This window comes from Roseibium algicola (assembly GCF_001999245.1).
Taxonomy (GTDB): Bacteria; Pseudomonadota; Alphaproteobacteria; order Rhizobiales; family Stappiaceae; genus Roseibium; species Roseibium algicola.
In genome coordinates this window covers 4,737,350-4,751,514 of record NZ_CP019630.1, presented here as the reverse complement: position 1 = coordinate 4,751,514, position 14,165 = coordinate 4,737,350, and the positions used below count along the sequence as shown (strand labels likewise).

The following is a 14,165-nucleotide window of genomic DNA, read 5'->3' as shown; positions in this document are numbered from 1 at the left end:
ACCGTCTATTGTTCCGAGAACCCCTCCCAGGATGGCTTCACCCGGCGCGTAATCGGCAGAAATTGACCGGCTTCGTAGTAAAGGTTCGGCGATATGTACCGGGCGCTGACCCAACCTGTCTGCCCTTCGAACTGTCCCTGGTACCAGATGCCGACCTTGTCTCCGCGGATCATGCAACCGGTCAAGGAGAGCGTGGCGCCGGCAGGTAACATACCCAGTACCTGCCCACCCACATCAGGGCTGGAGCGGAAATTCACATTGCTTTTCACCCGGCCGGACGGGCCACCGTTTTCGCCAGCCCAGCTGTTTTTGGAAACAAGCCTGTTGTCCGAGCACCCAAGGACGTTCCCCATCAGACCCAGCGTTACAGGGGCTGAAACGACTTTCCTGGAAGCACACCAGCCCTGCAAGCCACCGTCGACCTCCTCGTTTCCGGGGCCCTGTTGCAGACAAAGAGGTTTGCCACGCCAGAGTGCAACGGACAGAGCCCCTTCTGGCGTCATCGACAGCTGGCACGAGAACGTATCGGTATAGAGGGTTGCCGTTCTGCCTTTCAAAGCTTTCAAGTCCAAAAGCGAGAACTCCGAGTTCATGAACTGAAACAGGTCGGCGACCTCATAGTAGGCCTTGAAGGATCGCCCCGCCACGTTGACGGCATTGCAGATTTCGTTGGCATCGTAATCGACACCATCTCCCACATGGACAAGGTTTGCTTCAGCTTCGTTGGAAACGGGAGAAAAGCCGAGATTCCAGGTATTAATTCCGCCGCGCAGATAGAAGAAGCTGTCTGCCGTCGAATGCTTCAGGGCTTCCATCATCAGCTCAGGCGGATTGATGTTGAAGCCAATCAGCTTGCTGTATTGTTCGGTCACCTGGTAGCCAAAGGCCAGGATCTTGTCGATACGCTCGACCTGCGCGCCCTGATCTCCGGCAAGATATGCCATGTGAAAGCCCAGTTCCGCGCCTTTTTCGACATATCTGGCATCGCTGGCAAAGGGGTGCACCATGTCCACGGACAGGGAGAATGCCAGAGCACAGGCAGACACACAGCTGGTGTTCTTCAGTACGAAGACACCACCAATGTTCGGGTCCTGACTTTCAAGATTGTACCGGATGCTGTCAGCGATCTTGAACCCTTCGAGGAAATCGCCACCAGGACTGTTGAAAACGAGGTAGCGCATCGACGGGCCACTTATGCTGTCCAGAAAGGCAGACAACTTGCCGGCATCCCCCTTTACGATCGGGCCTGAAAGCTCGATCACATGCGTTCCCATTTCCGGTTCCGCAGGATAAAGCGCAAACTGATCGATCTGCCTAACCTCCCCGTCTTCCAAGTTCGGAAGCTGCGCCAGAACGCTGTGCGGTCCTTCAGGGGGATAGATAAGCTTGAGGCTTCTCAGGTGCGGCTCGAGATCCGGCCGCAGCCTGAAGTCGGCTGCATTTGCAAAGGGCATGGAAAACGCCCCCAGCAGAACAATGAAAAGCACGGCACCAGCCTTGCACCAGAGATCACCCGCAACTCTCGTCATGTTTCGTCTCACGTTGAACATTGGCCACCTGACTAGCAGGCAGCCGCCTTGTTCACTGCCCCCAGATAGGGAAGACGGCAACGATTATTTTTTCAGGACGCTGGATGTCAAACTGCATCAAGCAAACAAGCGCACACCGGAGAACGAGGATCATTCTCCGCCGCATGAGAGCCGGAGGTAACATGCGGATAAGGTTTCCAATTGCGGCTGTTAAGGGCACACGCCTCAGACGTTCTGCAGCGTCCAGGCAGCCATTTCTGCAAACACCCGGTCCGCTGAAGCGTTCATGGCCTCGACCGCCTTGTCGACGGTCGTGCTACCGGAAGACGTTTCCGCCCGGAAGACCTTGTTGGCAACTGTGCGACCGTTGCGGTCGTTGACGATGCGGGCCGAAATTTCGACGACACCGCGATTGGCCCCCGCCACCTGCAGTTCGAAGGCACGGATTTCCGTCTGGAGCTGATAATCGATCAACAGGCCGTCGCCCGGCAGACCAACCCCGCGCAGGCGGTTGGTGTTTTGCAGGGTTTCGACCAGTTTCAGCTGCACCACGTTGGGTAGCGTGTCGGCCCAGGCAGAATCCGGGAAGTAGCTGTAGACCGGCCCCTTGTCGACAACCGCGATGTAACTGGTGTCGAGCGCTTTCAGTGCCCGGGGCGCGGAAACGAGAACCTGAACGCGGCTGGACCGGCCCTGAAGGCCACCGACGTCAGCCGCACCGATGCTGTAATAGGCCGACGGCGCGGAACTGGCGCATCCGGACACAAGCACGCCGAGCCCGAGAGCGGTCAAGACGCCCCGGCGGGTCATGTCAGTGGTTGCCTTCGTCATACGCCCCTGCCTCTGCACATTCAGTCTCACCGGCGCCGCCCGCCGGAATATGTCGGCACATCTTCACCGCCGAAGATCACCCGGTTCGGACTGCGTTCAAAGCTTTCCGCCGCCCGCTGGATCGAGATCAGTGTCCGGTTAACCTGCGCCAGCGCCGCGGCGAAATCCGCAGAGCCCTGGGTCGCAAACTTGGAAAGCCCGCCGGCGATCGAATCTGCCCGGCTTTCAAACGCAACCGCAACCTTGCGGATTGCCTGCGCGGCCAACGTCGCTTCCTTGATCAAGCCTTCACCATCGCCGTCCACCATGGTGGAAACCTTCTCGACCAGGCTTTCGACGCGCACCGAGGTGGAATTCAGCGTCGCGGTCATCTGCTTGGCATCGGTGATGATCTGGTCGACGTCAGGTGTCCGCTTCGAAAGATCGTCCGTCATCTGCTGAACGTTGTCCGCAGCCTTACGGGCACTTTCCAGGATGGCCGGAATGCCGTCTTCCGGATTTGCAAGACCTGCTGTCGCCGTTTCGACGGAACCGACGATATTCGCAACCTTTTCCGGATCCACGGCCTTCATCAGGTCATTCGCGGTCTGAAGCGTCGTCGCAAAACGTTCGGCCGCCGCCTGAACATCCGTAATCAGCGCCGCGATCCGGTCATCCTGGCCACGAACCGTCGCTGAAACCGCCTCGAAGTTCTGAACGGTGGACTTGGTGGAAGCGATGATCTCGTTGATCTGCGTCTGCTGATTGTTGAAGTTGTCGATGATGCTGGAAACATTGTCGACGGCCTTGCTGACCTTCTCCGGATCGACACTCGCCACAAGCTCGTCGACCTTACCCAGCGATGCATTGAGGCTGTCGGTGAAGGTGCTGACATTGGCAACCACTTCCTCGACCTTCAGCGGATCAATGGCAGCGGCAATTTCCACGCCGCGCGTCATGATGGCATCCACCTTGACCACGACATCACGCCCGCCTTGCACGATATCCTTGATCGCGCCTTCCTGGTTCCGGATGTTTTCCACCACTGCATTGACGTTCTGCATGGTTTCGCTGGTGGAACTGATCAGCTTGTCGATGTCCCCGGTGCGCTTCTGCAGCACCTCGCCAAGGGCTGCGGCCCCTTGCACCACCTTCTGGACATCTTCAGGATCAACCGCGCCAACAATCTTGTGAACGCGATCCAGCCCTTCATTCAGGTTCACCGTGAAGGTCTGCAGTTCCTTGGCCGCGCTCTGGGCATCGGCCATCAGGAGATCGATGTCGCTGCTGGCCTTGCCGAGACTTGCAGAAAACTTGGAAAGGTCATCGACAATGGCGGTGACCTTGTCGGAAGGCACGGCAGCCAGTAGGCGTTCACCTTCCTGCACCAGCGTCTCAAGCCGGCCGGACAGGCTGGAAAACGCATCGGAAGCCTTGCCGATGCTGGCCATGAAATCCTTCACGCCATCGGAATTGGCGGCCAGCGCGGCGGAAAAGGTCTCGGCGTTGTTGACGATCTCGGTGATTGCGGGGCCGTTGTCCTTCAGCAGGTCGTCGACCGTCTTCATGGTCGAATCCGCACGCTTGAGAACATCGCGGGCGCCATCAACGATGTCATCGAAAAAGGACCGTTCGGCGTAGATGACCGGAACTTTGTCCTCGTCCTGGTCGTCGGACATGCTCAGCAGAAGCGGCGATTCAGATGATCCGCCACTGAGGTCGACATAGGCGACGCCTGTCAGGCCGGTGAAATTCAGTGTTGCCTTGGTATCTTCGCGCAAGGGCGTCGAGGGCTTGATGCCAACGGTGGCCACAACCTTGGTCGGATCCCCCGGTGCAAAGTCCAGCGATTTCACATCGCCGACCTTGATGCCGTTGAAAAGCACCTGCCCCCCGACCGGAAGCCCCGTCACAGGTCCGGGATAGACGATTTTCAGTTCAACATTCTGCCTGGATTCCGCGGTGACGGCGAGCCAATACACAAAGCCGAACGCACCGATCAGGATTGCGACCATGAAGGCGCCGATCAGAATATAGTTCGCGCGGGTTTCCATTCAGTCCAACCTATACTCGGCGCAGGGCCCGTTCACCCCTGAAGTAAGATTTAATCCAGGGATCATCATTTTTCATCATATCGTCCATCGTGCCGATGGCCAGAACCCGCTTTTTCCCAAGAACAGCAATCCGATCACAGATAGAATGCAAACTATCAAGATCATGGGTGACCATATAAACGGTCAGTCCGAGGGTCGAACTGAGATTTGCAATAAGCGAATCAAAGGCCGCCGCCCCGATCGGATCGAGTCCGGACGTCGGTTCGTCCAGAAACACCAAATCCGGGTCGAGTGCAAGGGCGCGAGCCAGGCTGGCCCTTTTGATCATTCCCCCTGAAAGTTCAGACGGCAGCTTGTCGGCGGCATCTTGCGGCAGCCCGACCAGTTCCAGTTTCAGGGTCGCCAGTTCGTCCATCAATTGCGGCGAAAGTTTCAGGTGCTCCCGCATCGGCACCTGAATGTTCTGCTTGACCGAAAGCGAGGAAAACAGCGCGCCCTGCTGAAAAAGTACCCCCCAGCGGCGTTCGATTGCCGTGCGTTCCTTCGGGCTCGCGGTCGACAGGTCGTGTCCGAAAACCGAAATCTGCCCGGTTCGCTTGGGAGTCAGGCCCAGGATGGTGCGCATAAGCACCGACTTGCCGGTTCCCGATCCACCGACGAAACCAAGCACCTCGCCCCGGCGCACATCCAGGTCGAGATCCTGCAGAATGATCTTGGAACCGAATCCGACGGTGATGTCGCGCACGGACAGGACATTGTCCGACTTCTCGCCCGTCGCGGCGGTCTCTTTTGCAGGCGTCACGCTTTGGCTTGGCGTCATCGGTCGGTCAAACTCCAATCGCGGCAAAGAATATGGCGAAGAAACCATCCACCACGATGACTAGAAAAATCGCTTTCACCACCGACATGGTGGTGTGACGGCCAAGAGATTCGGAGGAGCCTTCGACTTTCAGCCCTTCCACACAGGCAATCAGGCCGACGATCAGTGCCATGAAGGGCGCCTTCACCAGCCCCACGACCAGCGTATTGATCGTGATTGCCGCCTGCAACTGGGTCAAGAAGGCGGCCGGTGGAATGTCCAGATAGGCCCATGTCACGATGCCGGACCCCAGCAGCGCCGCAAGATCCGAAATGAACGTCAGGATCGGCAGAGCAATCATTAGCGCCAGAATTCGTGGCAAAACAAGGACTTCAGTCACGCTAAGGCCAATCACATGCAGTGCGTCGACTTCCTCCTGCATCCGCATCGCCCCAAGTTCCGCCGTGAAGGCGGATCCCGAGCGCCCTGCCACCATGATGGCGGTCAGGATCACGCCGATTTCCCTGAGGACCAGGATGCCTGCAAGGTCGACCACGAAGATATCGGCACCGAATTGCCTGAGGTAGAAGCCACCCTGCTGCGAGATGATGGCGCCTATGAGAAAACTCATCAGCGCGACGATCGGCACGGCTCCAATGCAGCTCCGGTCGAACTGAACCGCGATCGATATGCTGCGCAGGCGTTTGGGCTGCAGCAGAACTGTCGACAGAACCAGGCCGAGCGAGCCGAGAATATGCAGCATCGCCAGGGCGTCGTGATAGACGTCCACCATCTGGCGGCCCGTTGCCTCCAGGAAGCCGGCAATGGAAAATCCGTTCCTGTCAGGCTTGTATCTCGGAGGATGGTGGCTCTCGATTTCCTCGAACAGGGTCTGGCGGACGGGAGAGACACCGGTCAGGCCAACCTTGCGTCCCTCGAATTCCAGTCGGCCGCGCGTGCGGTGGATCAGCCAAGCGCCGCTCGTATCCAGATGCTCGATCTGGGACACATCGATGCAGGTCAGGCTTTTTTTGTCGATCGTGAGGCTGTTCAGCTCTTTTTCTGCGTCGGCGATGGTGCTGACAGTCCAGTCGCCGGAAAGGGCAAGGTATTGATGATCCGGCCCGTCTGCTTCCAGAACCATCTCCGGTGCGATGTTTTTTTCCAAGAATGCCATTCCGGCTGGCTGCCCTCTTGCCGCTGGTTCACCATCCCTCGTATACCTGATGGAGAAGTTCAATACCAACCGTCATTCACCATGAAGTTGGTAAACCCTCCAGCAGCCACTTGAAAGCTTAATCCATGGAAATTGCACGTCCTTACCTGTTGTTTCTCGGTGATGTTCCCGATGCCCTCGCCGCCAAGACCGCGATCGGCATCGTCGATTGGCGCAAGGACTGGTGCCTGGGCCAGGTCCGCATGCCCGGATGCGCCGCCGACACAGGCCTTGCCGACATGTCGATTGCAGAAGGGGCGGAAGCTGGCGCCAAGACGTTCATCATCGGAGCTGTGAATGCCGGTGGGCGCCTGCCGGAGCACTGGGTCGAATCTGTCGTCGAAGCACTCGATGCAGGCATGGACGTCGCTTCCGGCCTCCATGTGCGCCTTGCCAGCGTGCCGGCGATCAAGGAAGCCGCAGAACGGAACGGTCGACAGCTCCACGACGTGCGCCACAGCAGCATGGCTTTTGCCACCGGCAAGGGCACCAAACGCGCCGGCAAACGGATCCTGGCCGTGGGTACCGATTGTTCCGTCGGCAAGAAATACACCGCCCTTGCCATGGACAAAGCAATGAACGACCGGGGCTATTCCAGCACCTTCTGCGCCACCGGCCAGACCGGCGTGTTCATTTCCGGCCGCGGTGTCGCACTTGACGCGGTGATTGCCGACTTCATTTCCGGAGCTGCCGAGTGGATCTCTCCGGAGACCGATCCCGATAACTGGCAGATCATCGAAGGCCAGGGTTCCCTGTTCCATCCGTCCTTCGCCGGCGTCACCCTTGGTCTTCTGCACGGCTCCCAGCCGGACGGTTTCATCGTCTGCCATGAACCGACACGCACCAAGATGCGCGGCGTCGAAGCGGCACTGCCGACGATCCAGCAGGTCATCGACATGACCATTGCCTGCGGCAAACTCACCAATCCGGACATCCGCTGCGTCGGTATTGCGGTGAACACCACCGCACTCGATGACGATGAGGCCCTCGCTTACCTGGCAAAGGTCGGTGAAAAGCACGGCCTGCCGGCAACCGATCCGGTCCGCTACGGCATGGAAGCCATCGTTGACAAGGTCTCGGCGGAATTCGGTGCGCCATGAGCCTTGAGGTCAGCATCGAAGCGCAACGCTTCGAAATCGCGGGAGGTTTCAGGATCTCCCGCGAGACCCGAACCCATGCCCAGGTCGTGGTCGTCACCCTGAGTGACGGCAAGGCAACCGGCCATGGCGAAAGCGTGCCCTATCCGCGTTACGGCGAATCGCTCGAAACCGTTCAGACGCAGATCGAGGAAATCGCGCCCCTTTTGAAAAACGGCCTCAGCCGGGAACAGCTTCTGGAGGCGATGCCCGCCGGAGCAGCCCGCAATGCCGTCGACTGCGCACTTTGGGACCTGGAAGCAAAACAATCCGGAACACCGGCAACGGACATTGCCGGTGTCGGTCCGCTGAAGCCGGTCACGACAGCCTTCACCATCAGCGTCGACACGCCGGAAAAGATGGCTGAAAAGACCCGCGCTGCAGCTCACCGCCCGCTTTTGAAGATCAAGCTTGCCGGCCCCGGTGATGACGAGCGGATTGCTGCCGTACGCCTTGCCGCTCCTGAAAGCACCCTGATCGTCGATGCCAACGAAGCCTGGGACGAAAGCTGCTTTGAGATCAACATGGCCGCCTGCGAAGCTGCGGGCGTGGCCCTGATCGAACAACCATTGCCGTCAAAGAACGACGGTTTATTGGCAGGGCTCGAGCGGCGTGTGGTGATCTGCGCGGACGAAAGCCTTCATCCGGGCAAGAGCATCGATGGGCTGCGCGCAAAATATGACGCGGTCAACATCAAGCTCGACAAGGCAGGTGGTCTGACGGCTGCGCTGAAGCTCTGCGATGAAGCACGCGCCCAGGATCTCAAGGTCATGGTCGGATGCATGCTCGGCACGTCTCTCGCGATGGCGCCTGCGGTCCTGATCGCCCAGAAGGCGGATTTTGTCGACCTCGACGGACCGCTGCTCCTGGCCGAAGACCGCTCACCGGGACTGAAGTTCGAAGGCAGCACGCTCTATCCGCCTCAGCCGGAGCTGTGGGGGTAAGCGCTTCGACCTCGGAAAACAGAAAAACGCCGGTTCCTTCTCATTGGGCCGGCGTTTTTTGTGGGCATGCGTATCTGCACTATCGAAGGGCGCTGAAATCCCTCTTCAGCGGGAGAATACGGACATTCCCCAACCTCACTCCGCCGCCATGCGATTTCGCAGCATTGGCGTCATCGCCAGTGTCAACAGCGTGCCGATTGCCGCAACCACAGACATCACGAAGAAGGGCCAGTCCGGATTGATCTCGTAAATGGCGCCGGAAATGCTGAGGCCGATCGCCATCTGGATGCCTACGGAAGTCGCAAGCAGCCCCTGCCCCGTTCCCGCCCAACGGCTCGGCACGACCCGTGCAAGGATCGCGACGGCCCCCAGATGGGCCGCGCCGAAAGATAGGCCGTGCAAAGTCTGCAAGGCAGCCATGGCGGGGAGCGTGTCGGCGAAGGGGAACAGCAGCCAACGCAAGGTTGCCGCCACCCCGGCGGCCAGCAGAAAGATTGGCGGATCAAACCGTTGTGCCAGTTTTCCGGCAACCGTGAACAGGGCGATTTCAGCCGCAACACCCGTCGCCCACAAGAGACCGATCGCAAAGTCAGGGACATCCATCGCCTGCCAGTAAAGCGTCCCGAAGCCGTAAAAGGCTGAATGGCTCGCCTGGTACAATCCAAGCACCATCAACAGCGGCCAGAACCAGACGCTTTTGAACGGCGTGTCCTTGTGGTCGTCCGAAGTCCCGTCAGCCGCTTCGGAAGGCGTTTCACCACGTTTTTGCCGGGGAAGCGACATGGCAACAGCACCCGTTGCCAGGGACGCAAGGCCGACGGCAACCACGATGAGCCAGGACGTACCTTCCGCAGCCAACGAACCTCCGAAGATGCTGGCAAACACGAAACCGGCTGAACCCCATAGCCGCATGCGGGCGTAATCCGCTCCCGTATTGCGCTGGACATCCAGCGCATAGGCATCGCTGAGCGGCACCACCGGCGCATTCATGACCATGTAGCCGATCACCGCGACGGACAGGAACACCAGCCCTAACGGCAGAAAGTAGAGCCCGATGAAAAACGCGGCGGCCAGCGAATAGATCAGGATCGACAGACGGCGCTGGCCGGTGCGGTCGGAGAGATTCGACAGAAGCGGACTTGCCGCGATCCGGGCAATCGTGCCTATCCCCAGAACAAATCCGATTTCAGCCGCTGTCAGCCCGCGAAACCCGAGCACGACCGGAATAAACGGCAGAAACAGGCCAACGCCGAAGAAATGGCTGGCGAACAGGGCCGAGACACGGCTGCTGATACTGGAACGGTCGAGCGACATGGGATACCGGGCGAAGTAGCGCCCTAAAAGGATGTTAACGTTTTCCGCCTTACCTTGGGGGCGAAGTTGTCCGTGTTACGGCAATAAACGACCCTTAGGCAAGTTGAGATTCGCGTCCACATGAAAGCGGAAGCAGCACAGGAACAGCCGGAGCTGATCGGCGAAGCCGAATACCAGACTCTCGAACAGACCCTGATGGAGTCCGATCGCGGGCGCAGGTTTCTGAAAGAGTTTCTCAATCGCAACAAGACCCCGGAAACCACCGAGATCCTGACCGCGATTGGCCGGCTAGAGAAAATGATGACCCGGCAGCGCAAGGTGCCGGATCTCGACAAGATCCGTCTCGACATTGCCGACATGCACGAGGCTATCGAGCGTACCAAGGCCGAGATTGCCAACATCAAGGCGGAAGGCGAGGAAAGCAACCGCTTTGTCGACGCCTCTCACGAACTCGATGCCATCGTCACCCAGACCGAAGGCGCGACCCAATCCATTCTGGAAGCTGCAGAGCAGATTCAGGAGAAGGCCTGGGTCCTGCGCGAGAATGGTGCGGACGATGCCGTGTGCGACGACATCGATGCCAAGGCGACCGAAATCTTCATGGCCTGTTCCTTCCAGGATCTGACCGGCCAGCGGACCAACAAGGTTGTTCAGGTACTGCGCTATCTTGAAAGCCGCATCAACCTGATGATCAACATCTGGGGCATCCAGGAGCTGGAAGCCGAAGCAACGGCTGGCCCGGTCGACACTCGTCCGGATGCACATCTCCTGAACGGTCCGCAGCTTGCGGGCGGCGTTTCCCAGAACAACGTTGATGAGCTGATGTCCGTCAGCGACGACGTGTTTGACGCCGCACTGAAGGAAACCGGCGCGGAAGCAGCCCCGGCAGAAGCTCCGAAGCATGCCAGCGAAGCTGATGTTGATGCCATCATGGCAAGCGAAGCCGACGTCGATGCCATCATGGCCGGCGGTGACGAGCCGATGGACGCAGCCGCTATCGACGACATGTTCGCCTCCGCTCCTGCTGCCGACGAAGAGGAAGAAGACGACGAATTCGCTGGTGCCGACCCGGACGCCACTCTGGATGAAGCTGCCATCGAACGCCTGTTCGACAGCGAAGTGGGTGGTGGCACTCATGAAGCGGCAGACGAAGCCGAGGCCGACGCCGAATGGGAGCTGACCGAGGAAGTCAGTGAAGAAGATGGTGAAGATCCGCTGAAACAGCTGTCCGAAGCCGAGCGCCAGGCACTCTTCAACTAAGTCTGCATCCGGCAGGATTTTCGAAAAAGGCGCCCGTTACGGCGCCTTTTTTATTGCCGCTCCTATCGATTCTTGCGGATGGAACGCTACGGATTTCCGGGATCGGGGAGCCGGGGCGCGCGAGCGGAAGACCCTTTGCCTCCGAGGTCCCGGCGCAAGGCCGGGACAGCAAGGTGGCGGTCAGCGGCCGGAATTGATCTTGGCGAAGAACTGTTCCGCCTGCTGGCCGAGCTGGCCGGCCTGGTCTTTCAGCGCCGTCGACATGTCCTGAATGGTGCCGACAGTCCCCTCGACATTTTCGACCGACCCGCGCACAGCGGTAATCTCGTCGGTAAAGGCTTGGGTGCCCTGTGCAGCGATCTGGACGTTGGCCGAGATTTCTGCCGTTGCCGACGCCTGTTGCTCCACCGCGGAGGCAATGCCGGTCGCGATTTCGGACAGGGCACCGATTATCGAGGTGATGCCTTCGATATCCTGCACAGACTGTCTGGTCGCCTGCTGAATGCTGGCGACCTGTTCGGTGATTTCTTCCGTCGCCTTGGTGGTCTGGCTGGCGAGTTCCTTCACTTCGGCTGCGACAACCGCAAATCCGCGGCCCATTTCCCCGGCACGCGCCGCTTCAATGGTGGCGTTCAGTGCCAGCAGGTTGGTCTGTTCGGCAATTTCAGAGATCAGCCCGATCACTGATCCGACCTGATCCGCGAAGCCGGCAAGTTTCGTTACGGAGTCGTTTGTGCTGCGTGCACCTTCCACGGCCTTCAGTGCCATCTCGCGGGACTGGCCTGCCTGGCGACCGATCTCGGTGATGGAAGCGGACATTTCCTCCGTTGCCGTCGCGCTTGACTGGACACCGCTTGCGGTTTCGGCAGACGTGTTGTCCATCTTGACCATCCGCTCGCCGATGGAGCCCGTCTCGCGGCGCAGACTGCCCGAAGACACTTCAAGTTGTTCGGATGCCGCGCCAAGCGTGCCGACCGTACCGCCCAGAACGCCCTGAAACTCCTGGATGGCGGCCTTCAGTTCGGTCTCGCGTCCGACAGCGTCTGCCACCATTTTCTCGTGATAGGTGGAGATCGCGACATCCATGTCCAGCATGACCAGCTTCGTCATCACCTGCATGGCCCGAACGCGCTTGCCGGTCGACATGAAGCGCTTCTTCAGGACCGTCTCCGTCAGTTGCGTGAGGGCGAAGGAATAGCCACCGATGTACCAGCTGGGATCGAGGCCGATCCGCACATGTGTGAGGCCGATCTGCACAGCGCGCTTGTGGTAGGCTTCATCCGGGCCCGTTGCAAACAGCCCTTCCCAGTGGCTCATCTGTGCCTTCACCAGGCGCGACTGCTGGTTACCGACCAGTGCCGCCAGATGCGGCACGGTTTTAACGTGTGCGTAGAACCCGTCCAGAACGGTCGGCAAGGCTTCCTTGATTGCCGGCCACATGGACTGGGCCACAGCCCGATCCTCGTCCGTGAAACGGAAAAACTTCAGCCGATCTTTCAAGGTGTTTGTCTGCATGAATGCCTCTTGGATCAGCCGATGGAGGTCCGGTTTGACGGGCCCGTGAGCTGATCGCTCTTCAGTTGCCGGATCTCCGAGCCTCACAGTGAAGAGGCAGGAGATCCTGATTCAATAAAGCACGTGTCACCTGTTCCCTCGCGAACCCATGCGGGCTGTTTAAAGGCACAACAAGGCGTTCCGCGCCATGCTCGATGCATCGGTACGCTGGCAATGTTCAGGTGATGAAAGGAGAAGACGCGGCGCCGTTGCCTGGCAATCCACGCTGGAATTCAATTTTCAGCAGCCCTGTTCGCGCCGTCCCGACGAAAAGGCAAACAGGACTGCCTGGTCCGGTCTCCTCCACCCGACTTCGGCAAGCCATGCTTGTGGAACCGCTCTAGCGGGTAGCCCCCTAAAGGCGCGTTAACGGGAAAGCGCAGTCTTTAGCATTTGTGGATCGATGTTTCCGCCCGTCAAAACGATACCGACGGTCTTGCCCTTGAAAGGCAGCTTTCCGGCCAGAAGTGCTGCAAGTGCAACGGCTCCGCCGGGCTCAACGACGAGCTTCAGTTCGGTGAACGCAAAGGCGACGGCAGCCAGAGCTTCCTCGTCCGTGACAGTCACGCCTTCGCCCGCAACGCGGCTTAGAATTGAAAAGCCGATATCACCCGGCGAATCGGACAGGAGCGCATCGCAGACAGAGCCGGTCTTTACGGCATTGGAGAGCCGCTCACCGGCGTCAAGCGAGCGCTTGTAGTCGTCGAACAGCTCCGGTTCAGCCGTATGGAAGACCGTACCGGGCGACTTGGCTTCCAGCGCCAGGGCAATGCCGCTGGACAATCCGCCACCGCCGGTACAGGCGAGCACATCGTCCAGATGCAGGCCCAGCGCAGCTGCCTGGGCTGCCATCTCCAGTCCGACTGTACCCTGCCCTGCGATGACACCGACATCGTTGTAGGGGTGGACAAACGTCGCCCCTGACTTGGAACACAGGTCGCCTGCAATCGCGTCACGGTCTTCAGTCTCACGATCGTAAGTGATGACGGTCGCCCCGTAGCCGCGTGTGCGCTCCAGCTTGATCCTTGGAGCGTCCGACGGCATGACGATGGTTGCGGGCATGCCGAGCAGCTGCGCGCTTGCAGCAACGCCCTGCGCGTGGTTTCCGGACGAACAGGCCACAACGCCCCTGGGTCGGTCTGCCGGCGGGATGAGGCTGAGGCGGTTGAAGGCGCCGCGAAACTTGAACGAGCCGCTGCGTTGCAGGTTTTCCGGTTTCACGACGACAGTTGCCCCGGTTACCTCATCCAGCAACGGATGTCTCAGGAGCGGTGTCACCAGCGCCTCGCTTCGGATCCTCTCCGCTGCAGCTTCAACATCCTCTATGGAAACGGTTTTACCAGCCAACTTCGAACCTGCTTCAGACACAGGCAGCGATTGCATATTCGTCATCGGAACTCGCTCTAAACGTCAAACAACTGCTTGGAGGCCTGCCGCAGAAGCGTACAAGGCAATGCCTCGGCCCCTTTCAGGGCCGGGTCTCGATGCAAGTGTTTTCACAGGAAAGCGGGCAGTTCCAGCGGGAACTTGTCTTGGTGTCAATTTCGTT

General features: G+C 59.3%; 11 protein-coding genes. 3 read left to right on the top strand and 8 right to left on the bottom strand.

Annotated features, from left to right (window positions below; translation table 11 throughout):
* Positions 1-5: 5 nt before the first annotated feature.
* The 5 genes from B0E33_RS21965 to B0E33_RS21945 all read right to left on the bottom strand — a co-directional run bounded on the left by B0E33_RS21965 (position 6) and on the right by B0E33_RS21945 (position 6,369).
* Positions 6-1,529, bottom strand: a complete 1,524-nt coding sequence (locus B0E33_RS21965; protein WP_167579584.1) for an SH3 domain-containing protein — start codon at positions 1,527-1,529, stop codon at positions 6-8.
* A gap of 225 nt (positions 1,530-1,754) precedes the next feature.
* Positions 1,755-2,360 (bottom strand): ABC-type transport auxiliary lipoprotein family protein, encoded by a 606-nt coding sequence (locus B0E33_RS21960; protein WP_023014540.1) that lies wholly within the window; start codon positions 2,358-2,360, stop codon positions 1,755-1,757.
* Between the two features lie 26 nt (positions 2,361-2,386).
* Positions 2,387-4,393 carry an MlaD family protein gene (locus B0E33_RS21955; RefSeq protein WP_077292419.1) on the bottom strand — a complete coding sequence of 669 codons (2,007 nt, stop codon included), beginning with the start codon at positions 4,391-4,393 and terminating at the stop codon, positions 2,387-2,389.
* Positions 4,394-4,403: 10 nt separating this feature from the next.
* A complete protein-coding gene (locus B0E33_RS21950; protein ID WP_023000657.1) occupies positions 4,404-5,213 on the bottom strand; it encodes an ABC transporter ATP-binding protein in 810 nt (269 codons plus the stop codon).
* A 7-nt stretch (positions 5,214-5,220) separates the two neighbouring features.
* On the bottom strand, positions 5,221-6,369 hold the full coding sequence (locus tag B0E33_RS21945) for an ABC transporter permease (RefSeq protein WP_023000656.1): 1,149 nt from the start codon (positions 6,367-6,369) through the stop codon (positions 5,221-5,223).
* 125 nt (positions 6,370-6,494) lie between these two features.
* Between B0E33_RS21945 and dgcN the strand changes: the two genes are divergently transcribed.
* A complete protein-coding gene (dgcN, locus tag B0E33_RS21940; protein WP_062488239.1) occupies positions 6,495-7,508 on the top strand; it encodes an N-acetyltransferase DgcN in 1,014 nt (337 codons plus the stop codon).
* Positions 7,505-8,488 carry an N-acetyl-D-Glu racemase DgcA gene (dgcA, locus tag B0E33_RS21935; protein ID WP_077292418.1) on the top strand — a complete coding sequence of 328 codons (984 nt, stop codon included), beginning with the start codon at positions 7,505-7,507 and terminating at the stop codon, positions 8,486-8,488. Before dgcN ends, dgcA begins: the two co-directional genes overlap by 4 nt.
* Before the next feature lie 135 nt (positions 8,489-8,623).
* Here the strand turns inward: dgcA and B0E33_RS21930 are convergent, their stop codons facing one another.
* Positions 8,624-9,802 carry an MFS transporter gene (locus B0E33_RS21930; protein ID WP_055655304.1) on the bottom strand — a complete coding sequence of 393 codons (1,179 nt, stop codon included), beginning with the start codon at positions 9,800-9,802 and terminating at the stop codon, positions 8,624-8,626.
* A gap of 120 nt (positions 9,803-9,922) precedes the next feature.
* Here B0E33_RS21930 and B0E33_RS21925 point away from each other — a divergent pair, with 120 nt between their 5' ends.
* Positions 9,923-11,062: a protein phosphatase CheZ gene (locus tag B0E33_RS21925; protein ID WP_077292417.1), complete on the top strand. Its 1,140-nt coding sequence runs from the start codon at positions 9,923-9,925 to the stop codon at positions 11,060-11,062.
* Between the two features lie 180 nt (positions 11,063-11,242).
* On the opposite strand, the gene B0E33_RS21920 is transcribed toward B0E33_RS21925, so the two are convergent.
* Positions 11,243-12,577 (bottom strand): globin-coupled sensor protein, encoded by a 1,335-nt coding sequence (locus B0E33_RS21920; protein WP_167579583.1) that lies wholly within the window; start codon positions 12,575-12,577, stop codon positions 11,243-11,245.
* Between the two features lie 405 nt (positions 12,578-12,982).
* Complete coding sequence (locus tag B0E33_RS21915) at positions 12,983-14,008, bottom strand: threonine ammonia-lyase (RefSeq protein WP_023000650.1); 1,026 nt, start codon at positions 14,006-14,008, stop codon at positions 12,983-12,985.
* Between the last annotated feature and the right edge of the window lie 157 nt (positions 14,009-14,165).